Annotated in this window: 18 protein-coding genes; 8 read left to right on the top strand and 10 right to left on the bottom strand. The window is 71.7% G+C overall.

Annotated elements, in window-relative coordinates; genetic code table 11:
- Positions 1–155: 155 nt before the first annotated feature.
- Both ACZ69I_RS20310 and ACZ69I_RS20315 read left to right on the top strand, forming a co-directional pair.
- Complete coding sequence (locus tag ACZ69I_RS20310) at positions 156–1,058, top strand: phosphatase PAP2 family protein (RefSeq protein WP_470833658.1); 903 nt, start codon at positions 156–158, stop codon at positions 1,056–1,058.
- A complete protein-coding gene (locus ACZ69I_RS20315) occupies positions 1,055–1,993 on the top strand; it encodes a DMT family transporter (RefSeq protein WP_470833660.1) in 939 nt (312 codons plus the stop codon). The genes ACZ69I_RS20310 and ACZ69I_RS20315 overlap by 4 nt, the downstream gene beginning before the upstream one ends.
- Before the next feature lie 81 nt (positions 1,994–2,074).
- Here the strand turns inward: ACZ69I_RS20315 and ACZ69I_RS20320 are convergent, their stop codons facing one another.
- The 3 genes from ACZ69I_RS20320 to ACZ69I_RS20330 all read right to left on the bottom strand — a co-directional run bounded on the left by ACZ69I_RS20320 (position 2,075) and on the right by ACZ69I_RS20330 (position 7,882).
- Complete coding sequence (locus ACZ69I_RS20320) at positions 2,075–3,067, bottom strand: LURP-one-related family protein (RefSeq protein ID WP_470833662.1); 993 nt, start codon at positions 3,065–3,067, stop codon at positions 2,075–2,077.
- Between the two features lie 88 nt (positions 3,068–3,155).
- Complete coding sequence (gene valS, locus ACZ69I_RS20325; protein WP_470833664.1) at positions 3,156–5,756, bottom strand: valine--tRNA ligase; 2,601 nt, start codon at positions 5,754–5,756, stop codon at positions 3,156–3,158.
- 68 nt (positions 5,757–5,824) lie between these two features.
- Complete coding sequence (locus ACZ69I_RS20330) at positions 5,825–7,882, bottom strand: phosphocholine-specific phospholipase C (RefSeq protein WP_470833666.1); 2,058 nt, start codon at positions 7,880–7,882, stop codon at positions 5,825–5,827.
- A gap of 502 nt (positions 7,883–8,384) precedes the next feature.
- Between ACZ69I_RS20330 and mgtA the strand changes: the two genes are divergently transcribed.
- On the top strand, positions 8,385–11,135 hold the full coding sequence (gene mgtA, locus ACZ69I_RS20335) for a magnesium-translocating P-type ATPase (RefSeq protein WP_470833667.1): 2,751 nt from the start codon (positions 8,385–8,387) through the stop codon (positions 11,133–11,135).
- Positions 11,136–11,244: 109 nt separating this feature from the next.
- Entirely contained in the window at positions 11,245–12,492 is a 1,248-nt protein-coding gene (locus ACZ69I_RS20340) for a serine hydrolase domain-containing protein (RefSeq protein ID WP_470833669.1), read from the top strand.
- Positions 12,493–12,534: 42 nt separating this feature from the next.
- Here the strand turns inward: ACZ69I_RS20340 and ppk2 are convergent, their stop codons facing one another.
- A complete protein-coding gene (gene ppk2 / locus ACZ69I_RS20345) occupies positions 12,535–13,494 on the bottom strand; it encodes a polyphosphate kinase 2 (protein WP_470833670.1) in 960 nt (319 codons plus the stop codon).
- A 181-nt stretch (positions 13,495–13,675) separates the two neighbouring features.
- On the opposite strand from ppk2, the gene ACZ69I_RS20350 reads away from it, so the two are divergent.
- Positions 13,676–14,599, top strand: a complete 924-nt coding sequence (locus ACZ69I_RS20350; RefSeq protein ID WP_470833672.1) for an NADP-dependent oxidoreductase — start codon at positions 13,676–13,678, stop codon at positions 14,597–14,599.
- A gap of 82 nt (positions 14,600–14,681) precedes the next feature.
- The gene (locus ACZ69I_RS20355) at positions 14,682–15,182 is read left to right on the top strand and encodes an FBP domain-containing protein (protein WP_470833673.1); all 501 of its coding nucleotides are present in this window, start codon (positions 14,682–14,684) and stop codon (positions 15,180–15,182) included.
- A gap of 22 nt (positions 15,183–15,204) precedes the next feature.
- On the opposite strand, the gene ACZ69I_RS20360 is transcribed toward ACZ69I_RS20355, so the two are convergent.
- On the bottom strand, positions 15,205–15,594 hold the full coding sequence (locus ACZ69I_RS20360; protein ID WP_470833675.1) for a (2Fe-2S) ferredoxin domain-containing protein: 390 nt from the start codon (positions 15,592–15,594) through the stop codon (positions 15,205–15,207).
- 33 nt (positions 15,595–15,627) lie between these two features.
- Positions 15,628–16,968: a 6-phospho-beta-glucosidase gene (locus tag ACZ69I_RS20365; RefSeq protein ID WP_470833677.1), complete on the bottom strand. Its 1,341-nt coding sequence runs from the start codon at positions 16,966–16,968 to the stop codon at positions 15,628–15,630.
- 142 nt (positions 16,969–17,110) lie between these two features.
- Here ACZ69I_RS20365 and ACZ69I_RS20370 point away from each other — a divergent pair, with 142 nt between their 5' ends.
- Together ACZ69I_RS20370 and ACZ69I_RS20375 are read left to right on the top strand one after the other, a co-directional pair.
- Positions 17,111–17,971 (top strand): hypothetical protein, encoded by an 861-nt coding sequence (locus ACZ69I_RS20370; protein ID WP_467673381.1) that lies wholly within the window; start codon positions 17,111–17,113, stop codon positions 17,969–17,971.
- A gap of 78 nt (positions 17,972–18,049) precedes the next feature.
- The gene (locus tag ACZ69I_RS20375; protein WP_470833679.1) at positions 18,050–19,348 is read left to right on the top strand and encodes an MFS transporter; all 1,299 of its coding nucleotides are present in this window, start codon (positions 18,050–18,052) and stop codon (positions 19,346–19,348) included.
- 54 nt (positions 19,349–19,402) lie between these two features.
- Here ACZ69I_RS20375 and ACZ69I_RS20380 read toward each other — a convergent pair whose 3' ends face one another.
- The 4 genes from ACZ69I_RS20380 to ACZ69I_RS20395 form a co-directional block, all read right to left on the bottom strand.
- Positions 19,403–19,894 (bottom strand): thioesterase family protein, encoded by a 492-nt coding sequence (locus ACZ69I_RS20380; protein ID WP_470833681.1) that lies wholly within the window; start codon positions 19,892–19,894, stop codon positions 19,403–19,405.
- A complete protein-coding gene (locus ACZ69I_RS20385; RefSeq protein ID WP_470833682.1) occupies positions 19,891–20,874 on the bottom strand; it encodes a 3-hydroxyacyl-CoA dehydrogenase NAD-binding domain-containing protein in 984 nt (327 codons plus the stop codon). Before ACZ69I_RS20385 ends, ACZ69I_RS20380 begins: the two co-directional genes overlap by 4 nt.
- 108 nt (positions 20,875–20,982) lie before the next feature.
- Complete coding sequence (locus ACZ69I_RS20390) at positions 20,983–21,876, bottom strand: beta-keto acid cleavage family enzyme (protein WP_470833684.1); 894 nt, start codon at positions 21,874–21,876, stop codon at positions 20,983–20,985.
- Positions 21,877–21,976: 100 nt separating this feature from the next.
- Entirely contained in the window at positions 21,977–22,819 is an 843-nt protein-coding gene (locus tag ACZ69I_RS20395; protein ID WP_470833685.1) for a TetR/AcrR family transcriptional regulator, read from the bottom strand.
- Between the last annotated feature and the right edge of the window lie 45 nt (positions 22,820–22,864).

A 22,864-nucleotide genomic window follows, 5' to 3' on the forward strand; every position in this document is an offset into this window, starting at 1 on the left:
TTCTCCTCGGTACGGCAGCCGATCGGCTCGATCGACACCTTTCGATACGCCAGTGTACCGGTACGCCTCCGTATCGGTACACTGGCGTATCGATGAGTGGGGCGATCCTCCGCTCAGCACCGCACTACCCAGTCATCACGCAAAGGGGCCGGGGGATGGAATCCCGAACCGAGCCTGCCGAACGGGAGCCGGACATAGAGGTCCGGGAGCCGGGCGCGACCGCCGCCCGGAAGCCGGACACATCTGCCCGACCGCCCCTCGTCCGCGAGCTCCTCCTCGTCGTAGGACTTTTCCTCGTCTACAAATTCGGCAGGCAGCTCGCCAACGGACACACCGGCGAGGCCTTCCGCAACGCGCACCGCGTGTGGGACGCCGAGCGCACGCTCCGCCTGCCCGGCGAGGGCGCCGTGCAGGACGCCCTGCTCAGCAGCGACACGCTGATCCACGTCGCGAACACCTACTACGCGACGGTGCACTTCCCGGCGACGCTGCTGTTCCTGGTCTGGCTGTACCTGCGCCGGCCCCGGCACTACGTCTGGACACGGCGGGTGCTCGCCGCGCTGACCGCGGCCGCGCTCGTGCTGCACCTCGGCTTCCCGCTCGCGCCGCCGCGGATGCTGGGCGCCGCGCACCTCGTGGACACCGCGCAGGTCTACGGGCCGTCCGTGTACGCCGCCAAGCCCGCGACCGACACCATGGCCAACCAGTTCGCGGCCATGCCTTCCCTGCACTTCGGCTGGGCGCTGATGCTCGCCGTCGGCATGATCGTCGCCACCTCGACGCGGTGGCGCTGGCTGTGGCTGCTGCACCCGCTGCTGACCCTGCTCGTGGTGGTCGGCACCGCCAACCACTACTGGCTCGACGCCCTCGTGGCGACCGCGCTGCTCGGCATCGCGCTCGCGGTGCTCCGGCTGCCGCGCGCGAGCCGCTCCACGGTCGTACGCGGCTCCGCACCGGCGCCGCAGCCGGTGCCTGCACCGGCACCCACAGCCACACTCGCACCCACACCCGCACCCGCACCCGCACCGGAACTCATCACCTCGGGAGCCCGCCGATGAGCGCCACGCTTCTGGCCGTCGCACTCTCCCTCGTCTCGGCGGCCGCGTACGCCGCCGCGGCGGTCGCGCAGGAGCGGCTCGCCTCGCGCGTCACCGAGGGCGAGAGCGGCGTCCTGCGGATGCTCGGCAGCGGCCCGTGGTGGTCGTCGGTCGGGCTCAACGCGTCCGCGGCGCTGCTGCACGTGGCGGCCCTGAAGTACGGGCCGCTCACGCTGGTCCAGCCGCTCGGCGCGCTCACCCTGGTCGCCGCGGTGCCGCTCGGCGCCCGGCTCGCGGGACGGCGGGTGACCCGCCTGGAGTGGCGCGGCACCGGCCTCACGCTCATCGGCCTCGGCGCGCTGCTCCTGACCGCGTCGGGACCCGCGCCCGACGACAGCCTGACCGTGCCGGAGGCGCTGACCGTGGCCGCCGCGACCATGGCCGTCATCGGGGTCCTCTCCCGGCCCGGCACCCGCCCGGGGCTGCGCCACGCGACCGCGTCCGGCTTCGCCTCCGGCGTCGCGTCCGCGCTCACGCAGACCGTGACGGTCGCCGTGACGGACCGCTCGGGACCGCTGCTCAGCCCGCAGGTGATCGTCGTGGCCCTCCTCGTCGCGGCGTTCGCCGCCGGTGGCCTTCTGCTCTCGCAGACCGCCTACCGCGGCGGCCTCGGCGCGCCGCTGGCCGTGGTGACGCTCTCCAACCCCCTCGCGGCCTCGGTGATCGGCGTGACGCTGCTCGGCGAACGCCTCCAGGGCGGGATCGTCGGCATCCTGCTCGCGGTGGCGGGGGCGGCGGTGGCGGCGTACGGGGTCGTGGTGCTCACCCGGTCGCCGCAGAAGCCGACAGCCGAGCCGGAACCGGTCTCCCTGCTCGCCGTTCCCGGCCGGCCCGGGTCACCCGAAGGGGCGCGGGGAACCGCGCGACCAGCCACGTCCGGCCTGCAGAGCGTCTGACCCGGAGAAACGACAACGGCGCCGGTCGCCCCCTTGCGGAAGGGGGCGACCGGCGCCGTTGTCGTACGAGAGGGGGTGCGGTTAACCGAGGCCCCGGGCGTCCTGCTTCAGCGCCGTGTCCACGGTGAGCGCGGTGGCCACGACCAGGCTCAGGAGCGGCTCGGGCAGCTGGTAGTGGATCTGCAGGACGTAGTTGTCCGCGGTGGTGAACATCGTCTTGGCGAGGCCTTCCCAGGTCTTCGTGATCCGGGCGACCTCGTTGTCGGCGTGGTCGACGATCGAGAAGTTCCAGGCGCGCCAGTTCTCCGCCTTGATGGCGCCGACCTGCTGGCCGTTGACCATCATGCCGAAGTTGATCTTGCCGATCATGTTCTGCTGGACGATCTCGCCGACCTGCTGGCCGTCCGGGCGCTCGACGATCACCCGCGACTTCATGAACTTCCGCGGGCGGGTCAGCATCATCTGCGGCTGGCCGTACGCGTCGCGGATCTCCAGCTTGTGCGTCATGAACTGGTCGACACTGGCGACGAAGCGCGCGACCTTCTTCAGCGTGCTCTGGCCGACCTGGACGACCGAGCCGAGCGTGTTGCCCGCCTGGTCCATGACGCTGTACTCGTTCGTGAGCTCGATGAGCTTGGCCTTCTGGTTCACGACCAGGACCGGCTCCGTGAACAGCGTGCCGCCGCCCTGCGCGGAAGGCGCGACGCCCGCCTGCTTCTGCACCTGGCGCTGCACCTTGGCCGGGTCGACGGCCGGTGCGGCCTGCGGGTGCGCCTGCGGCTGCCCGAACTGGCCCTGCTGCTGGACGGCCTGGGCCTGGCCGAACTGGCCCTGCTGGGCCGGGGCCTGGGCCTGGCCGAACTGGCCCTGCTGCTGGGCGGGCTGCGCCTGCTGCTGGGCGGCGGCCGGGGCCTGCGCGGGCTGCTGCTGCGCCTGCTGCGGGACCTGTGGGGCCTGCTGCTGGGCCGGGGTGGTGTGCTCCGTCCATTGGGAGCCGTCCCACCAGCGCAGGAGCTGGGCTGCGCCGTGCGGGTCCGGGTACCAGCCTGCAGGAGTGTTCGAATGCGTGGTCACCCGGTGACCCTACCCTCCGGGTGCGGGCCGCCCGCCAGCCCCGTGCAGAGTTGTGATGTCCGCCTCAACCGGAGCGCACCCCAGCCGCTCAGAACACCACATCGACCCGCAACGGCTCCGCTTCTCCGGCCTCCCGCAGCTCCACCGCCCCGATCCTGCCCGCCGCCCGCACGTCGGCCGCGGCCGCCGCGAAGCGGTCCAGTGCGGCGCGCGGCGCCGTGACCGTCACCCTCGCGACCTCCGTCCGCATCGACAGCCTGGCCTGCGACTTGGCCTTGCGGACGGCAGCGATGGCATCCGAGGCCACCGTCAGGACCCCCGCGTCGCCCGCGCGGGCCCGCAGCCCGGTGGCGTCCGGCCACTTCGCGCGGTGGACCGACCCCTCCTGCCACCACGACCGGACCTCCTCCGTGACGAAGGGCAGGACCGGCGCGAAGAGCCGCAGCAGGACGTCGAGCGCCGTACGCAGCGCGGCCCGCGCCGACCCGGTCGCCGCCGCGTCGCCGTGGTCGCCGTACGCGCGGGCCTTGACCAGCTCCACGTAGTCGTCGCAGAAGCGCCAGAAGAGCTGTTCCGTACGGACCAGGGCGCGGGCGTAGTCGAAGGCGTCGAAGGCGCGCGTCGCCTCCTCGACGGTCGACGCGAGCTCGGCGAGCAGCGCCCGGTCGAGCGGCTCGGTGACGGCGGCCCGGGGCTCCGGTGCGTCGAGGCCCGGTGCGTCGAGGCCCGGTTCGTCGAGGCCCGGTGCGTCGAGGCTCAGGACGAACTTGCCGACGTTCAGCAGCTTCGTGGCGAGCCGACGGCCGATCTTCATCTGGCCGACGTCGAAGGCCGTGTCCGTGCCCGGGCGTCCGCTCGCCGCCCAGTAGCGGACCGCGTCCGAGCCGTGTTGGCGGAGCAGGTGGTCCGGGGTGACCGCGTTGCCCTTGCTCTTCGCCATCTTCTTGCGGTCGGGGTCGAGGATCCAGCCCGAGATCGCCGCGTGGCGCCAGGGCAGCGCGTCGTGCTCGGTGTGCGCGCGCACGACCGTGGAGAACAGCCAGGTACGGATGATCTCGTGGGCCTGGGGGCGCAGGTCCATCGGGAAGACCCGTGCGAACAGGTCGGGGTCCGCGAGCCACTTGCCGGCGATCTGCGGGGTGAGCGAGGACGTCGCCCAGGTGTCCATGACGTCCGGGTCGCCGATGAAGCCGTGCGGTTCACCCCGCTGCTCCGCACGGTAGCCGGGCGGGGTCTCCGCGCTCGGGTCGACGGGCAGCGCGGCGCGGTCGGGGACGATCGGGTGGTCGTGGTCCGGCCGTCCGGCGCCGTCGAGCGGGTACCAGACGGGGATCGGGACGCCGAAGAACCGCTGACGGCTGATCAGCCAGTCGCCGTTGAGGCCGCCGACCCAGTTCTCGTAGCGGACCCGCATGTGGGGCGGATGCCAGGCCAGCTCGGTGCCCCGGGCGAGGAGCCGCTCGCGCAGGGCCGCGTCCCGGCCGCCGTTGCGGACGTACCACTGGCGGGTCGTGACGATCTCCAGGGGCTTGTCGCCCTTCTCGAAGAACTTGACCGCGTGCGTGACGGCCCGCGGCTCGCCCGTCAGGTCGCCGCTCTCGCGCAGCATCCCGACGACGCGTTCCCGGGCGGTGTGCGCGGTGGCACCGGCGAGCTCCTGGTACGCGGCGACGGCGGCCGGTGCCTCGACGCCCTGCGGCGGCTCGGCGAGGAAGCGGCCGTCCCAGCCGATCACCGGCCGGGTGGCGAGCCGGAGTTCGCGCCACCACGTGACGTCGGTGGTATCGCCGAACGTGCAGACCATCGCGGCGCCGGTGCCCTTCTCGGGCGTCGCGAGGCGGTGCGAGACGACAGGGACCTCGACGCCGAACAGCGGGGTGCGGACCGTCGTGCCGATCAGGTCCCGGTAGCGCGCGTCGTCCGGGTGCGCGACGAGGGCGACGCACGCGGGGAGCAGTTCGGGGCGGGTCGTGTCGATGAGGACGGCGTCGCCGTCCGCGCGGTGGAAGGCGAGCCGGTGATAGGCGGCGGGCCGCTCCCGGTCCTCCAACTCGGCCTGGGCGACCGCCGTCCGGAACGTGACGTCCCACAGCGTGGGCGCCTCGGCGACGTACGCCTCACCGCGCGCGAGGTTGTTCAGGAACGCCAGCTGCGAGGTCGCGCGGGCGTCCGCGTCGATGGTCCGGTAGGTGCGGGACCAGTCGACGGAGAGGCCGAGCCGCCGCCACAGCTCCTCGAAGGCCTTCTCGTCCTCGGCGGTGAGCAGCTCGCACAGCTCGATGAAGTTCCTCCGGGAGACGGGGAGTTGCTCTTTACCGGGCCGCGCGGGAGGGACGAGGTCCGGGTCGTACGGGAGAGCGGGGTCGCACCGGACGCCGAAGTGGTTCTGGACACGCCGCTCGGTCGGCAGGCCGTTGTCGTCCCATCCCATGGGATGGAAGACTTCCTTGCCGCGCATGCGGTGGTAGCGGGCGAGGGCGTCGGTGTGCGTGTACGAGAAGACGTGGCCGACGTGCAGCGAGCCGCTGACCGTGGGCGGCGGGGTGTCGATGGAGAAGATCTCGTCCCGCGTCCGTGAACGGTCGAAGGCATACACGCCCGACGCGTCCCACCGCCGGGACCACTTCTCTTCGAGCCCGTCGAGGACGGGCTTCTCGGGGACGCCGGCACGGCGAGGGGTGAGGGCCATGCCCGTGGATGCTATCCAGCGGCCCCGGGCCGGGGCCTCCTCTTTTCCGGCCCGGGGCACCGGATGGGTCAGGCCGTGATGAGCGCCGGGTCGCTGACGCCCGCCGCGCCGGTCTCCACGTGGCCCGCGAGGCGCCGCAGGAAACCGCTGTCCGCGTCGGACTTGACCGTCAGGTCGTACCAGCGCTTGCTGGGCCGCAGGTCGACGGTGTGCTCCACGGAGGCTCCGGCCTTCACCTTGAAGGTCTGGCCCGCACCGCCGTAGGCGTTGGTCACCGTGAGGTTCACATCGGTGCTGCCCGCGTTCTTCAGGGTCAGCCTGATGTTGCCGGTCCTGGCGTCGTGGCGGGCCACGACCTCGGGGCCCGCCTTCTTGCCGGGGCCCTTGAAGGTGCGCAGGAAGCCGTTGGGGCCGAACACCGAGAGGTCGTGCGATCCGCCGGAGTACGCCGAGTTCCACGTGTCGGAGAGCGTCTTGCCCGCCTCCACCGTGTACGTCCAGGGGCCGTCGGTGCGGTTCTGGGAGCGGACGTGGAAGCAGACGCCGGCCTTGGCGCCGCCGCTGAAGGTGAGCGTGAACTTGCCCGCGGCGACGTCCGCCGCACCGTCCACCAGCGGCGCGTACGGCAGCGCGCGGGCGGGCCGGGAGCCGCGCTCCTGCTTGGGCAGCATCGGGGAGCCGGGCGCCTTGGGCCGGTAGTCGGGGTGGCGCTCGTGGTCCGGCGGCTCGAAGGACGCGGTGTCGGGGAGCTCCGCCGGGTCGGTGTCCTTGCCGCCGAAGTCGAAGGCGGAGGTGAGGTCGCCGCAGATCGCCCGGCGCCACGGCGAGATGTTGGGCTCCTTGACGCCGAAGCGCCGCTCCATGAACCGGATGATCGACGTGTGGTCGAAGACCTCGGAGTTCACGTAGCCGCCGGTGCTCCACGGGGAGACGACGATCATCGGGACGCGCTGGCCGAGGCCGTAGTGCCCGGCCGCGTAGGAGGCGTTGCCCGGGAAGTAGTCGAGCGTGGTGTCCACGGTCGACTTGCCCTGGTTGGCGTCCTTGGGCACGTACGGCGGCACGATGTGGTCGAAGTAGCCGTCGTTCTCGTCGTAGGTGACGAACAGCGCCGTCTTCGCCCACACCTCGGGGTTGGAGGTGAGCGCGTCCAGGATCTGCGAGATGTACCAGGCGCCGTAGTTCGCGGGCCAGTTGGGGTGCTCGGTGAAGGCCTCGGGGCACGCGACGTAGGAGACCTGCGGCAGCCGGTCCGCCTTCACGTCGGCCTTGAGGATGTCGAAGTAGCCGTCACCGGCCTTGGCGTTGGTTCCCTTGCGGGCCTTCTCGTGGAGCGGGTCGCCCGGCTTGGCGTTGCGGAACGTGTTGAAGTAGAGCAGCGAGTTGTCGCCGTAGTTGCCCCGGTAGGCGTCGTCGATCCAGCCCCAGTGTCCGGCCGCGTCCAGACCGTCACCGATGTCCTGGTACACCTTCCAGGAGACGCCCGCCCGCTCCAGGCGCTCGGCGTACGTCGTCCAGTCGTAGCCCGCCTCCTGGTTGCCGAGGACCGGGCCGCCGCCCTTGCCGTCGTTGCCGACGTGGCCCGACAGCATGTAGTAGCGGTTGGGGTCGGTGGCCCCCATGAACGAACAGTGGTAGTCGTCGCAGACCGTGAAGGCGTCGGCGAGGGCGTAGTGGAAGGGGATGTCGTCCCGTTCGAGGTACGCCATCGTCCGCTCGGACTTCGCCGGGATCCACTGGTCGTACGCGCCGTTGTTGAACGCCTTGTGGCCACCGGCCCAGTCGTGGTCGAGGCCCGCGATGAACTGCATCCCCAGGTCCTTGGCGTCCGGGTGGAACGGCAGGACCTCCTTGGCGCCGCTCGGCTGGTTCCACACCGGCTTGCCGTTGGGCAGCGTCACCGGGCGCGGGTCGCCGAAGCCCCGTACCCCCTTCATGGTGCCGAAGTAGTGGTCGAAGGAACGGTTTTCCTGCATCAGCACGACAACGTGCTCGACGTCCTTGATGGTGCCGGTGGCGCGCCTGGCGGGCAGGGACGCGGCCTTCGCGATGCTCTGGTTGAGCATCGCGAAGGCGGCGGTGCCGCCGGTCAGCTGCATGAAGCGACGCCGATTGAGTTCAGGCATGTGTGATCCGACCTCGTGGGATGTGGGGGACGCGAGCGGGTGCAGTGTGCCAAGGGGAGCAAGCAATACGGAAGAGCCGGTGACCGGTGTGTGAAGAGAAGTCCAACCTCTGATGGGCGGGACACAAGTCATCGTCATTTCGGGACCAAAGTCCCATATTTGACATAAGGCAAAGCGCATGCCTGACGGGGCGGCGCGCCGTTCCGTGGCGCTGTCCTCGTGTCCCGCGACCGCAAGGAGGTGTTCGGGATGAGTCCCGAAGGAAGTCCTTGCGCCGCCGGTGCGCTTCTCTGAGGCCGCTCTCCGCCGCCTTTCCCCCTCGCCCCGCCGGGCTGATGTCACGTTTGTCCGTCATCTGACGTCACGGCGGTGACCCCTGCCTCGTCGCGGACGTGCCCACCGTCGGCACGCCCAGGAGCGTATTCACGGCACATTCACACCACATCTACGTCCTCGTGCACGGGCGCGCTTCGCCACGTCCCCGCACGAAGGGAGGTCTGCCATGAACAAGCTGATTCCCCAGGTCCGCCTGGCCCCGCCAGGCGAGAACCCCCGTACCCCCCGTATCCCTCGTACCCCCCGTACCCGCAAGGCCGCCGAACTGGACGCCCGCACCCGTGAAGTCGGTGCCCGGCTGGCCGAGTTCAGCGCGCGGCCCGCCCGCGACGTGCTGCGCGACCTCGGCGCATCCACCCGCGGCCTGCGTCAGGACCAGGTCCTTGAGCGCGTCGAGCGGTACGGCGCGAACACCGTCGCCCATGAGCGCGCGCCGCACTGGACCGCGCAGCTCGCGGGGTCCTTCCGGAATCCCTTCATCGGCGTGCTCGTCGTGCTCGCCGCGGTCATGTACTGGCAGGACCCGGCCGACCCCGGCGTCTGGATTCTCTCTTCGATGGTGCTGATCAGCGCCCTGCTCCGGTTCTGGCAGGAGGTCCGCTCGACCCGGTCGGCCGAGGCGCTCAAGGCCCTGGTCACCACCTCGTGCGCGGTCCAGCGGCGGTGGAGCGAGACCGCGGCGGCCGAAGAGGTCCCGATGGAGCAGGTCGTCCCCGGCGACCTCGTCAAGCTCGCCGCCGGCGACCTGGTCCCGGCCGACCTGCGCCTGATCGCCGCCAAGGACCTGATGGTCGCTCAGGCCGCGCTGTCCGGCGAGTCGCTGCCGGTCGCCAAGGCCGACACCCGCGCCCGCGACCTCGGACAGCAGGAGACCACGGACCCCGTCGAGGCCGACAACCTGTGCCTGATGGGCACGTCGGTGACCTCCGGCACGGCGACCGGGGTCGTCGTCGCGACCGGCGCCCACACCTACTTCGGCTCGATGGCGAGCGCGCTCACCGGCGAACGCCCGCAGACCGCCTTCGACCTCGGCGTGCGCCGGGTCAGCCTCCTGCTGATCCGCTTCATGCTGGTGATGGTCCCGGTCGTCTTCGCGATCAACGGCTTCACCAAGGGCGACTGGGGCCAGGCGCTGCTGTTCTCGATCTCCGTGGCGGTCGGGCTCACCCCCGAGATGCTGCCGATGGTGGTCTCCGCGAACCTGGCGCGCGGCGCCGTCGCCATGTCGAGGCGCCAGGTCGTCGTCAAGCGGCTCAACGCGATCCAGAACCTCGGGGCGATGGACGTGCTGTGCACCGACAAGACGGGCACGCTCACCGAGGACCGCGTCGTCCTCGACCGCTACCTCGACGCGCGGGGCGAGGAGGACCGCGAGGTCCTGGAGTACGCCTACCTCAACGCCCACTTCCAGACGGGCCTGCGCAACCTCATGGACCAGGCCGTCATCGACCGCGTCGACGAGGCCGAGGAGGTTGTCGTCGACCACCTCTTCACGATGGTCGACGAGATCCCCTTCGACTTCGCCCGGCGACGGATGTCCGTCGTCCTGCGCCGCGACGGACTCGACGGCCCCGAACCCGCCCCCGAGCACACCCTCATCACCAAGGGAGCGGTCGAGGAGGTCCTGGACCGGTGCGGCCACCTGATGGACCGCGGCGCACGTGTGGAGCTGACCGAGCGGCTGCGCGCCCAGGTCGCGCGCCTCGGCGAGCGCCACAACCGGGAAGGGCTGCGAGTCCTTGCGGTCGCGACCCGCACGTTCCCCGCCGGCCCCGACGCCGTGGAGCGCGACACCTACTCCGTGGCGGACGAGACCGATCTGACGCTCATCGGCTTCCTCGCCTTCCTCGACCCGCCGAAGAAGGACGCGGGAGACGCCCTGCGCGCGCTCGCCGGGAGCGGTGTCGCCGTCAAGGTCGTCACCGGCGACAACGAACTGGTCGCCGCGCGGGTCTGCGCCGACGTCGGCCTGGACGCAACCGAGCTGATCACCGGCGCGACAGTCGACCTCGTGGACGACGGCGAACTGCTCGAACTGGCCCGTACGACCACGGTGTTCGCGAAGGTCAACCCGGTCCAGAAGGCACGGATCGTGCGCGCCCTGAAGGCCGGAGGGCACACGGTCGGCTTCCTCGGGGACGGCATCAACGACGCGGCGGCGCTGCGCGAGGCGGACGTGGGCGTCTCCGTCGACACGGCCGTGGACATCGCCAAGGAGTCCGCGGACATCATCCTGCTGAAGAAGGACCTGACGGTCCTGGAGCAGGGCGTATTGATGGGGCGTCAGACGTTCGGCAACACCATCAAGTACATCAAGATGACGGCGTCGTCGAACTTCGGCAACGTCTTCTCGGTCCTGGTGGCCTCGGCCTTCCTCCCCTTCCAGCCGATGCTCGCCATCCACCTGCTGGTGCAGAACCTCTGCTACGACATCAGCCAGCTGGCGATCCCCTGGGACCGCATGGACAAGGAGTACCTGAAGAAGCCGCGGACCTGGGACGCCAGGGGCATCGGCCGGTTCATGGTGCGCGTCGGCCCGGTCAGCTCGGTCTTCGACATCACGACGTTCCTGGTCATGTGGCACGTCTTCCGGGCCGACAGCCCCGCGGAGCAGACCCTGTTCCAGACGGGCTGGTTCGTGGAGGGCCTGCTCTCGCAGACGCTCGTCGTCCACATGATCCGCACCCGGAAGATCCCGTTCCTCCAGTCCCGCGCCTCCCTGCCGGTCCTCCTGATGACAGGCGCGGTCATGGCCTTCGGCCTCTGGCTGCCGTTCTCACCGCTGGCCGCGGCGCTGTCGATGCAGCCGCTGCCGATGAGCTACTTCCCGTGGCTGGCCATGACGCTGCTCGCGTACTGCGCGCTCACCCAGGTGGTGAAGGGCTGGTACATCCGGCGCTGTCACGACTGGCTGTAGCCGTACGGCGCACTCGGCGCGCCGCAGGGGTAGGTGCCATGGGCAACCATGCGGAAGGATGGTGGCCCACGGCACGTCCGTCTGCCCGCTCCGGCCACCGAGGAGAGTCATGACTGTGCACGTCCACGGCACCTGCGCCCCCGGATTCGAGGGCGTGCGCGAGGAGTTCGAGCGGAGTTTCGCCGAGCGCGACGAGCTCGGGGCGTCCGTCGCGGCCACGGTCGGCGGTGAGGTCGTCGTCGATCTGTGGGGCGGCGACGCGGACCGTACGGGCACCCGCCCCTGGGAGCGGGACACGCTGGTGAACATCTACTCCACCACCAAGGGCATGACCGCGCTCTGCGCCCATCTGCTCGTCGAGCGGGGCGAGTTGGACCTGGACGCGCCGGTCGCGCGGTACTGGCCGGAGTTCGCGCGGGCCGGCAAGGCCGACATCCCGGTGCGCTGGCTGCTGAGTCACCGCTCCGGGCTCATCGCGCCGAGCGAGCCCATGGCGCCGGGCGCGGTGTACGACTGGGAGAAGGTCACCGAGGCGCTGGCCGCGACGCGGCCGTGGTGGCGGCCGGGTACGGCGCAGGGCTACCACGCGGTGACGTTCGGCTTCCTGGTCGGCGAGGTGGTGCGGCGCGTCAGCGGCGTCTCGCTCGGGACGTTCCTGCGCACCGAGCTGACCGGTCCGCTGGGCGCCGACGTCCATGTCGGCACACCGGCGAGCGAGCACGCCCGGTGCGCGGAGCTGGCGCCGCCCGTGCGTGCCGCCGAGCCGTCGTCGCCCTCGTCCTCATCCTCATCCTCATCCTCGTCGGCGGCGAGCAGCACGTTCGGCGAGGCCCCGAAGCCGCCGGTCGGCGGTCTCACGGACCATCCGATGGCGCCGGTCACCCTCGCGCTGCACTATCTGCCGCTCGGCGACGTGCACAGCGCGGCCTACCGCAGCGCGGAGATCCCCGCGGTCAACGGCCACGCCACCGCGCGCGGACTGGCCTCGGTGTACGCGGAGTTGGCCTGCGGACGACTCCTCTCCCCCGGCACGCTGGAGCGGCTGCGCACCCTCCAGAGCGACGGCGAGGAGCCGGACATCGTCCTGCGGGCGGGCACCCCGCTCGCCGACACCTGGCCGTGGGCCCTCGGCTACATGCTCAACCAGTTCGGGCAGGCGGGCCCCAACCCCCGCGCCTTCGGGCACGGCGGCATGGGCGGGTCGTACGCCTTCGCCGACCCGGAGAACGGCGTCTCGTACGCGTACGTGATGAACCGCCTGGGTGCCGGGACCTCGGGCGAGGATCTGCGCAGCATCCACCTGGTCGGCGCCCTCTACCGGGAGCTCCGCGCGCAGGGCCGGGGCGGGGAGCGCTGAGGGTGCATGACGCCACGCGGAAGGGACGGGTGTGCGGTGGCCTCACGCGCGCGGGTGGCGGCCCGGCCCTCGCTCGTCGGGGGCGAGCTTGCTCGGTGAGAGGTCCGTGGCGTCCTCGCCCGGTTCGAGGAGCGTGTTGGCGGGGCCGATGATCAGCGGATCGGCCTTGCCGACCGCCTCGGGGTCCTTGGCCTCGTAGTCGATCCGCAGCAGGAGGTGGCGCATGGCCTCCAGGCGGCCGCGCCGCTTGTCGTTGGTCTTCACCACGGTCCAGGGGGCGTGCGGCGTGTCTGTGGCCCGGAACATCTCCACCTTCGCGTAGGTGTAGGCGTCCCACAGGTCCAGCGAGGCGAGGTCGGTGGAGGAGAGCTTCCACTGGCGCACCGGATCGACCTGCCGGATCGCGAAGCGCGTCCGCTGTTCGGCCCTGGAGACGGAGAACCAGAACTTGATGAGGATGATGCCGTCATCGGTGATCATCTTCTCGAACAGCGGCGCCTGCTCCAGGAAGTGCAGGTGCTCACGGGGCGTGCAGAACCCCATCACCGGCTCGACCCCGGCGCGGTTGTACCAGGACCGGTCGAAGAAGACGATCTCGCCCGCCGACGGCAGCTGGGCGACGTACCGCTGGAAGTACCACTGGCCGGCCTCCTGCTCGTTCGGCTTGTCCAGCGCCACCGTCCGCGCGCCGCGCGGATTCAGGCGCTCGGTGAACCGTTTGATCGTGCCGCCCTTGCCGGCCGCGTCACGCCCCTCGCACAGCACGACGACGCGCCACCCCCGCTCACGCACCGACTTCTGCAGCTTCAGGAGCTCGATCTGCAGTATCCGCTTGTGCCGCTCGTACGTCCGCCGGCCCAGTTTCTCCGTGTACGGGTAGTTCTCCCGCCAGCTCTGCAGGGGCCGCCCCTGTTCGTCCAGGAGCACCGGGCGCTCCGGGCGGGCGTCGTCCACGGACAGCCCTTCGAGCAGATCGTCGGCATTCCCATCGGTCGGCTCCACCGCGTTGACCTCTCCCTCGCGTACTCCCTGGCCCGTTCAACGTCAGCTTGCCCCCAGGACCGCGGCTCAGCACCCGCGGGCGGGAATAGCCAACGAATCCTGATGGTCGTCATCTCTGTGAGCCGACGGGCGGCCGCGTGAGCGGCGGGCGGTCGGCAGGTGATCGGAGAGAGGGAGCCAGATGCCCAAGGCGTACGGATTCACCGCACACGGCGGTCCCGAGGTGGAGGCGTTCCTCGACCTCGCCGAGCCGGAGCCCGGCCCCGGGCAGTTGCTCGTGGCGGTGCGCGCAGCCGGTGTGAATCCGGTCGACTGGAAGCTGCGGGCGGGCAAACGGCGTCCCGGCCAGGCGCCCCTGACCGGCCCCGAGGTCCTGGGCAGCGAGGTCGCGGGCACCGTGGAGCGGGTCGGCGCCGGGGTCGAGGGGTTCGCGCCCGGCGACGCGGTCTTCGGCAATCCGGTCACCGGCGGGTACGCGGAGTTCACCCTGATCCCCGCGGACATCGCCGCGCACAAGCCGGCCGTCCTCTCCTTCGCGGACGCGGCGGTGCTGCCCGTGGCGGCGGCGACCGCCTACGACGGGCTGCGGCAGCTCGATCTGCCCGCGGGGTCGACGCTGCTGGTCACCGGGGCCGGCGGCGGTGTCGGGGTGGCCGCGACGCAGATCGCCCGGCACCTCGGGCTGCGTGTGGTGGGCACGGCGAGCGAGGGCAAGAAGGAGTTCGTCGAGTCGCTCGGCGCCGTGCACGTGCCGCCCGGGCCCCGGCTCGCCGAGCGCGTTCGGGAGGCGGCGCCGGACCACCGCGTCGACGCGGTCTTCGACCTGGTCGGCGGCGCGGACCTGGCCGGGCTCGCGGAGCTCCTGACCGACCGCGGCAAGCTGATCACGGCGGCGGCCAAGGAGACCGTGGCGGAACTGGGCGGCGCCCCCGTCGCGCGGGCCCGTACGTCGGCGGTCCTCGACGAGGTCGCGCTCCTCGCCGCGGCGGGAGTGCTGCGCCCGCACGTGACGGCGAGGTACCCCCTGGAGCGCGCGGACGAGGCGCTGCGCGCGGTGGAGGGTGGTCACGCGCGGGGCAAGGTCGTGATCGAGGTGTCCGCGTGAGACCCGGCGCCGGTGTCCGGGGGAGCCGCGGCGGGAGAAAATGGCACGACGGCCGGTACGGCCCGTTGGTACCTTCCGGATCATGAAGTCCGTCAGTGAGAACGAGATCCGCGCGTCCTTCGTCAACTGTTCCAAGGGCGAAGCCCGCAGACTCACCCTCCCTGCCGGTTTCGCCGACACCCCCTGGTCCGACCTGGACTTCCTCGGCTGGCGCGACCCCAAGGCGCCCGACCGCGGCTATGTGGTGACGTGGCGGGACGGTCAGCCCGTGGGCATCGCCCTGCGCGCCTCGACCGGGGCGCGCAAGAGCCTGCTCAAGTCCAGCATCTGTTCGGTGTGCGTGACGCCGCAGTCCGGTTCCGGGATCGCGCTGCTCGTGGCCCCGAAGGCGGGGGTGGCGGGCCGCCAGGGCAACTCCGTCGGCATGTACATCTGCGCGGATCTGGCCTGCTCCCTCTACGTACGCGGGAAGAAGACCACGGTGCTCACGCGCCGCCTGGAGGAAAGCCTCACGCCGGAGGAGCAGAACGCCAGGACCGTACGGAACCTGGACGGCTTCCTGGACCAGATCCTCGCGGGCTAGGGCCTTTCGTTCGGGTCAGGCCCTAAACCGCGCGGGGATCGACCATCTGGAGCGCGAGCGCGGCCGACGGCTCGGCCAGGCCCGGGCCGCCCGCGGCGGCCCAGGCGAGTATCCCCTCGAGCGACTCGTCGTCCGTGACGAAGCCGACCCAGGCCGCCCGGCCGCCCCGCCTGCGCCCCTCGTACGAGGGCTGGACCACGACGATGTTGGCCTGCCCGCACGGCCCGAGGCAGTCGCTCGTGCGCACCGTGAACCGGCCGCGCGAGGCCGCCGCCGCGGAGCGCATCCGCTCCAGCTGCCAGGCGTGGTCGATGCCGGGGTTCTTGCGCGCGTCACCGCAGCAGCAGCCCCGGCACACGACGAGCGTGCAGGGGCGGCGGGCGGCGGCACCGATGGAGACGACGGGACTCATGTCGTGATCATCTCAGGTGCCCGAAGGCCGTGATCACCTCAGGTACGCGAGTCCGGGATGCACGCCCCGGTAGCCCTCCACGAGACGCCGCGCGACCGTCACGGAGTCGACGAGCGGGTGCAGCGCGAACGCCTTGACGGCGGTGGCCGAAGAACCGCTGTCCACCGCCGCGAGCACCTCCCGCTCGACCGCCTTGACCGCGCACACCAGGCCGGTGGCGTGGCCGGGCAGCGGGGCCACCGCCATGGGGTGGGCGCCGTTGGCGTCGACGGAGCAGGGCACCTCGATGACGGCGTCCGCGTCGAGGGCGGCGAGGGTCGTGCCGTTGCGGACGTTGAGGATCAGCGTGGCCCGCTCGTCGCGCGCGATGGCCCGCATCAGGGCGAGGGCGACCTTCTCGTACCCGCCGGACTCCAGGTCCTCCTCGGCCCGCTCCCCCACGCCCGCCGCCTCCCTGTTCTCCGCCATGTACGCCGCCTCGCGCTCGGCGAGGGTGGCGTTCCAGGTCTTGAGGGCCGGGGTGTCGGAGCTGCGCATCTCGTCGTAGAAGCGGGCCTGTTGGGTGTGGAGGAAGGCGCCGCGGGTCCGTTCGGCCTGCTGGTAGGCGCGCACGGTCTCGCGGTTGAAGTAGTAGTAGTGCAGGTACTCGTTGGGGATCATGCCGAGCGTCCGCAGCCAGTCGGCGCCGAACAGCCTGCCCTGCTCGAAGGAGCCGAGGAGCCCGGGGTCGGCGAGCAGCCGCGGCAGTTCGTCGCGGCCCGCGATGTGCAGCCCGCGCAGCCAGCCGAGGTGGTTGAGGCCCACGTAGTCGATGAAGGCTTCGTCGGGGTTGCCGCCGAGCACCTGCGCGACCCGGCGCCCGAGGCCCACCGGCGAGTCGCAGATGCCGATGACGCGGCCGCCCAGGTGACGGGCCATGGCCTCGGTGACCAGGCCCGCCGGGTTGGTGAAGTTGATGACCCAGGCGTCGGGGGCGAGCCGGGCGACGCGGCGCGCGATGTCGACGGCGACGGGCACGGTGCGCAGCCCGTACGCGATGCCGCCCGCGCCGACCGTCTCCTGCCCGAGGACGCCCTCGGCGAGCGCGACGCGCTCGTCGGCGGCGCGCCCCTCCAGGCCGCCGACGCGGATCGCGGAGAAGACGAAGTCGGCGCCGCGCAGCGCCTCGTCGAGGTCGGTGGTGGCGGTGACGGTGGGTGCGTCCGGGACTCCGGTGGCCTGCTCGGCGAGGACGCGGGCGACGGCGTCGAGCCGGGCGGCGTCCAGGTCGTGCAGGACGACGTCGGTGACGCGGCCCTCGGCGCGGTCGCCGAGGAGAGCCCCGTACACGAGCGGCACGCGGAACCCGCCCCCGCCGAGAATTGCCAGTTTCACGTCTGAACCGCCTTCTGTCGGACCGATATCACCGATGTTCACGTTACGTACCGCACCGGGCTCGGCGTAACGCACGCCGCCGGGGCGCACGTTACGTACGATGACGCCGCAGCGTTCCGACCCCCCACGGAGGTAGCGCCCGATGACCGTCTGGAAGGCATCAACCGCCCTGTTCGGCGCCGTCACCCTGGCGGTGATGACGGGCGGCGGCGCCTCCGCCGCGCCCGCCGCGCCGGGTGGCTGGCAGGAGTCCGGCACCTCGTACGTCAACTCGCTCACCGGCAGCCAGGGTCTGGCGAGCCGCGCGGACGGCAGCCTCCTCTACCGGGGGCTCGGCTCGATACCGCTCGACCTGCGCGTGAAGGGCTGGGGCCACATAGGCGACCCGGACGTGGCGAACGGCCACACCTTCGACGCCTACCAGGGCGGCGACAGCGCGCGGTCGAAGATGTACGCGGTCACGACGCCGGGCGGGCAGCGCTATCTCTACGAGCACGAGCTCGACGCGGGCGAGAAGCTCAACAACTCCTTCGCGGCCCTCTCCCCCGACAACCAGTGGCTGGTCTCCGGCGAGTGGGGCGACCAGAACCGGCTCCAGGTCTTCCCCGCCCCGCTCCTCAACTCCTCGACCCCGCCCACCGGCGGCGCACTCCCCCAGGCCGGGCAGATCTCGCTCGACAAGCCGGTCCGCGACGTCCAGGGCTGCGACTTCGTCTCCGCCTCCCGTCTGGTGTGCGCCTCGAACGACGCCTCCAAGGAGCTGTGGCCCGAGGACCGCCCCGTCCTCCAGGTCGACCTGGAGCGCCCGCTCGACGGCAAGCCGGTGACCGGCCGCGTCACGAGCCTCTTCGCCGCCCCGCAGCGCAGCGTCTGCTCCGGCACGTTCGAGACGGAGGGCATCGACTACGACGCCGCGCGCCGCACCCTGCGCGTCGAGGTGGTGCCGCCCGCGCCGTGCCTGGTGACGACGGCGGTACACGCGTACCGGCCGACCACCGGCTGAGCCGGCTCCGAGCGCTCGCCCCGTCCGCCTGCCGGACAGGACGTGTGGGGCGCCGCGGCGTGGGGGAAGGTCGTGATCATGACACAGCACGACCAGCAGGTGATGACCACCGTCCCCGCTCCTGAGCGGCGCCCGATACGGCAGCTGCTCGCCGCATCGGTCGGCAACGCCGTGGAGTGGTACGACTGGTACGCCTACACCTTCCTCGCCACGTACATCGCCGGCCAGGTCTTCCCCAAGGGTTCCGGCAACTCCCTCGTCCCGCTGCTCGCCACCTTCGCCGTCTTCGCGGTGGGCTTCTTCATGCGTCCCGTCGGCGGCCTGCTCATGGGCGCGGTCGCCGACCGGCGCGGCAGGCGCGCCGCGCTGACCGTCACCATCCTGCTCATGGGCGGCAGCAGCCTGCTGGTCGGCCTGACCCCCACGTACGCGGCCGCGGGCGTGTTCGCCCCGGTCTTCCTGGTGTTCGCCCGGCTGCTCCAGGGCCTGTCGGTGGGCGGTGAGTTCGCCGCGTCGACGACGTTCCTGGTCGAGTCGGCGGGTCCCGGGCGGCGCGGGCTGTTCTCCAGTTTCCAGTACGTCTCCACGAGCGCGGGCCAGCTCGCGGCGTCCGGCGTCGCGGCGCTCCTGGTCGCCACGCTCTCCGACGGGCAGATGGACGGCTGGGGCTGGCGGCTGCCCTTCCTGGCCGGTGCCGCGCTCAGCCTCGTGGGGTTCTGGATCAGGCAGGGCGCGCACGAGACCCACCGGGCGCCCGCCGACGACGGCGACCGCCCCGGCCTGTTCGACGCGCTGCGCCACCACCCGCGCCAGTCCCTGCTGATCTGCGGCATCACCGCGGGCGGCACCCTCGCCTACTACACCTGGACGTCGTACCTGCCGACGTACGCCGAGCTGAACACGGACATCGGCAAGAGCCAGGCGCTCCTCGCGGGCACGGTCTCACTGGCCTTCTTCGCGCTGCTCCAGCCGGTCGGCGGCCTGCTCTCGGACCGCGTGGGGCGCAGGCCGCTGCTGCTGTTCTTCGGCATCGGCTTCGCCGTCCTGAGCGTGCCGCTGCTCAAGTCCCTCACCGGTTCGTTCACTTCGCTGCTGCTCGTGCAGTGCGCGGGGATGGTGCTGCTCACCGGGTTCACGTCGATCTCGGCGGCGGTGAACGCGGAGGTGTTCCCTGCGCGGGTCCGGGCGGCCGGGATCGGGTTTCCGTACTCGTTGACCGTGGCGGTGTTCGGGGGCACGGCCCCGTACGTGGGAACGCTGTTCAAGGAGATCGGGTCTCCCGGGCTCTTTCCCGCGTACGTGGCCGTGCTGTGTGTGGTCTCTTCGGTTGTCTACTCGCGGTTGCCGGAGACTGCGCACAAGCCTCTCGAGCGGTGAGGCTGTCCTCTGGGTGCGGCTACGTGGTGGCTGGGCGCGCGGTTCCCCGCGCCCCTAAGCTGCCCGGGGCACCTCGGCGATCGAGCGCCCCGCCCACTCCGGGGGCGTCTGCACCAGGCTCGTCAGGCGGTCGCGGATCTCTGCCGGGAAGGGGGTCGTGCGGCCCGCGTTCTGGTCGACGTGGAGGGCGAGCAGTTCGGTGGTCGCCACGGGGGCGGCGTCCGGGGCCGGGTCTGCGCCCTCGTCCTCGACCACGAACATCTCGTGCGTGAGGCGCGTCTTCTTGGCGTCCGCGCCCAACAGGCTGGTGCGGATGGCGAGATGGGCGCCTTCACCGACGTCGTTCAGGTACCGGACGTGGGCCTCGACCGTGTAGAGGGAGCAGCCGGTGGACTCGCGGTAGCCGGCGTGCAGACCCGTCTCGATCATCATGGCGTCGGTGGCGTGGCCGAAGACCAGGACGTAGAAGGCCTCGCTCATGTGGCCGTTGTAGTCGATCCACTCGGGCCGCACGGTCCGGTGCAGCAGGGGCAGGGACTCGCTCACTTCTTGCCTCCGTTCAGGCGGCCCGTGGCGCGCAGGACGTCGATGACGCCCTGGTCGCGCTCGGCGACGAGCTCCGCGATGGTGCGGCCGCCCGCCTCCTCGTCGCACCCGGCGACGACGGCGTCGTACAGCTTCTTGTCGAGTTCGGGGGCTTCCAGGCGCGTCCACGGGGACTTCAGGGACGGGCCGAAGTGGTCGAGCATGTGGGCCATGCCGCCCTCGCCGCCCGCGAGCGCGAAGGTCAGCATGGGGCCCATGAACGCCCAGCGCAGGCCCGGGCCCTCGGTGATGGAGTCGTCGATCTCCTGGACCGTGGCCTCGCCGTTGGCGACCATGTGCAGGGCCTCGCGCCACAGGGCCTCCTGCAGGCGGTTGGCGATGAAGCCCGGGACTTCGCTCTTCATCGTGATCACGGACTTGCCCGCGACCTCGTAGAAGCGGGACGCCCACGCCACGGCGTCGGCGTCGGTCAGTTCGCCACCGACGACCTCGACGAGGGGGATCAGGTACGGCGGGTTGAAGGGGTGCCCGACGACGAGGCGGCCCGGGGTGGCGGCCTCGGTCTGCATGTCGGTCATCGGGTAGCCCGAGGTGGAGGAGGCGATGACGACACCGGCGGGCGCGGCGGCGTCCAGCTTCGCGAGCAGATCGCGCTTGAGCTCCAGTTTCTCGGGGGCGCTCTCCTGCACGAACTGAGCGTCGGCGACGGCCTCTTCGAGGGACGAGGTGATGGTGAGGCGGTCCTGCGAGGCACCGTCGGCGAGGCCGAGCTGGGTGAGGGCGGGCCAGGCGGCCTCGACGAGCCGCCGCAGCTTCCGCTCGGCGCCGGGCGCCGGGTCCCAGGCGGTGACGTCGTAGCCGCGGGCCAGGAAGTGGGCGACCCAGCCGCCGCCGATGACACCGGCACCTATGCAGGCGACGCGGCGTACTTCTTCAGGGGTGGTGGTCATGGGGGTGGGGGGCATGGAGGTGGGGGTCATTGGGATGGGGGATCCTTTCGTGGCTGCGCGTGGGGGTGCCCCTTCGGGGGCGTGGGGGGACTGCGCGACCGGGCACGGGCGGCCCCCGGACGAGTCGGCGCGCGGCGATCACCCGCGGGGCTTGAGGCCCAGCTTCCGGCGGGCCTCGTCGGGCGTGGCGACGCGCGAGCCGAGCGACTCGGTGATCCGGACGGCGCGCTCGACGAGTTGTCCGTTGGTCGCCTTGTTGCCCTTGCCGAGGTAGAGGTTGTCCTCCAGGCCCACCCGGACCTGACCGCCGAGCAGGATCGACTGGGCGACCCACGGCATCTGCATGCGGCCGAGCGCGAAGCTGGCCCACTGGGCGCCTTCGGGAAGCATGTTGACCATGGACTGCAGGACGCCCGGGTCGGCGGGGGCGCCCCACGGGACGCCCATGCAGAGCTGAAAGACGGTCGGGTCGTCGAGCAGGCCTTCGGCGAGGAGCTGCTTGGCGAACCAGAGCTGGCCGGTGTCGAAGATCTCCAGCTCGGGGCGGACGCCGAGCTCCTGGATGCGCTTGGCGCCCTGGCGGAGCATGTCGGGGGTGGAGACGTAGAGGTTGCTGCCGTCGCCGAAGTTGAGGGAGCCGCAGTCCAGGGTGCAGATGTCGGGGAGCAGGTCCTCGACATGCGGGAGCCGGTCGAGACCGCTGACGAGGTCGGTGCCGGGGAGGTGCTTGAGCGGCTCGTCCGGGTCGATGACGAGGTCGCCGCCCATGCCCGCCGTCAGGTTGATGACGACGTCGGTACCGGTCTCCTTGATGCGCTCGACGACCTCGCGGTACAGCCGCGGGTCGCGGGAGGGGGCACCGGTCTCGGGGTCGCGGACGTGGATGTGCACGACGGCGGCGCCCGCCTCGGCGGCCTCGACCGCCGAGGCGGCTATCTGCTCGGGCGTCACGGGCACGTGCGGGCTCTTGCGCACGGTGTCGCCCGCGCCGGTCAGGGCGCAGGTGATGATGACGTTGTCGTTCACGGGCATGCGGAACTCTCCCTCGGGGGTGGGGTGTTGTGTGTACGGGGGATGCGACGACCAGACACGTCGAACCATTGACGCATTGACGAACAAGGGAGTCGCGCCGTCAGCGCACGGTCAGCGTCGCGTCGACGTAGGCGGTGAGGGCCTCGTGCATGTCGTCGGGGCCTGTGCCGGAGCCGTCGGAGGCCGAGGCGAGCACCTGGGTGGCGAGCCCGTCGATCAGCGCGGTCAGGCGCAGCGCGGCGGAGTCGGGGTCGGCGGGGCGGAAGACGCCTCCGTCGATGCCGCGGCGGATGACGTCGGCGACGGTGCCGCGCCACTGCCGGTAGTAGTCGGCGTGCAGTCGGCCCACGGCGGTGGAGCGGGCGGCCTCCGCCCACAGGTCGAGCCAGACGCTCCACTGCCAGCGCTGCTGCGGGGTGCGCGGGATCTGCAGCTCGATGAGCTGGCGCAGTTCGTCGGCGGTGTCGGCGGCGTCCGCTATCCGGGCCGCCCGGCGCGCGGTGTCCTCGTCCATGCACCAGCGCACGGCGGCTTCGAGGAGGTCGTCGCGGCCCGGGAAGTGGTAGTGGATGGCGGCGGTACTGGTGCTGCAGGCCGCGGCGATGTCCTGGACGCGGACGGCGTGGAAGCCGCGCTCCGCGATGAGGCGCACGGTCTCGCGGACGATCTGCAGGGGGCGGCCGCCCTCGGGGGGCGCGGCGCGCTCGCGCCGCGCGGCAGGCTCCTGGCCGCGGGCGGCGGCGCCGAGCAGCCAGCCCGCGTCGACCCCGCCGGTGTCCGCGACGCGGGCGAGCTCCGCCGCCGTGAAGCGCCGGGTGCCGCCCAGCGAGCGGGAGAGCTTGGAGGGGTCCATGACGATGCGGCGCGCGAATTCGCGCTGGGTCACACCGGCGTCGGCGATCACCTTGCGGACGCGGTCCGCCACCTCGGGGTCGTACTGCATGGTCGTCGACCCTACTCGCGCGTTGCGATGAACGCAACGAGGTGA

It is taken from the genome of Streptomyces sp. NPDC036815 (assembly GCF_055609205.1).

Excerpts from the sequence above, each read along its gene's own strand:
- ACZ69I_RS20310 (WP_470833658.1), top strand. The coding sequence starts at position 156 with ATGGAATCCCGAACCGAGCCTGCCGAACGGGAGCCGGACATAGAGGTC.
- ACZ69I_RS20315 (WP_470833660.1), top strand. The coding sequence starts at position 1,055 with ATGAGCGCCACGCTTCTGGCCGTCGCACTCTCCCTCGTCTCGGCGGCC.
- valS (WP_470833664.1), bottom strand. The coding sequence starts at position 5,756 with ATGGCCCTCACCCCTCGCCGTGCCGGCGTCCCCGAGAAGCCCGTCCTC.
- ACZ69I_RS20330 (WP_470833666.1), bottom strand. The coding sequence starts at position 7,882 with ATGCCTGAACTCAATCGGCGTCGCTTCATGCAGCTGACCGGCGGCACC.
- mgtA (WP_470833667.1), top strand. The coding sequence starts at position 8,385 with ATGAACAAGCTGATTCCCCAGGTCCGCCTGGCCCCGCCAGGCGAGAAC.
- ACZ69I_RS20340 (WP_470833669.1), top strand. The coding sequence starts at position 11,245 with ATGACTGTGCACGTCCACGGCACCTGCGCCCCCGGATTCGAGGGCGTG.
- ACZ69I_RS20350 (WP_470833672.1), top strand. The coding sequence starts at position 13,676 with ATGCCCAAGGCGTACGGATTCACCGCACACGGCGGTCCCGAGGTGGAG.
- ACZ69I_RS20355 (WP_470833673.1), top strand. The coding sequence starts at position 14,682 with ATGAAGTCCGTCAGTGAGAACGAGATCCGCGCGTCCTTCGTCAACTGT.
- ACZ69I_RS20360 (WP_470833675.1), bottom strand. The coding sequence starts at position 15,594 with ATGAGTCCCGTCGTCTCCATCGGTGCCGCCGCCCGCCGCCCCTGCACG.
- ACZ69I_RS20370 (WP_467673381.1), top strand. The coding sequence starts at position 17,111 with ATGACCGTCTGGAAGGCATCAACCGCCCTGTTCGGCGCCGTCACCCTG.
- ACZ69I_RS20375 (WP_470833679.1), top strand. The coding sequence starts at position 18,050 with ATGACACAGCACGACCAGCAGGTGATGACCACCGTCCCCGCTCCTGAG.
- ACZ69I_RS20385 (WP_470833682.1), bottom strand. The coding sequence starts at position 20,874 with ATGACCCCCACCTCCATGCCCCCCACCCCCATGACCACCACCCCTGAA.
- ACZ69I_RS20390 (WP_470833684.1), bottom strand. The coding sequence starts at position 21,876 with ATGCCCGTGAACGACAACGTCATCATCACCTGCGCCCTGACCGGCGCG.
- ACZ69I_RS20395 (WP_470833685.1), bottom strand. The coding sequence starts at position 22,819 with ATGCAGTACGACCCCGAGGTGGCGGACCGCGTCCGCAAGGTGATCGCC.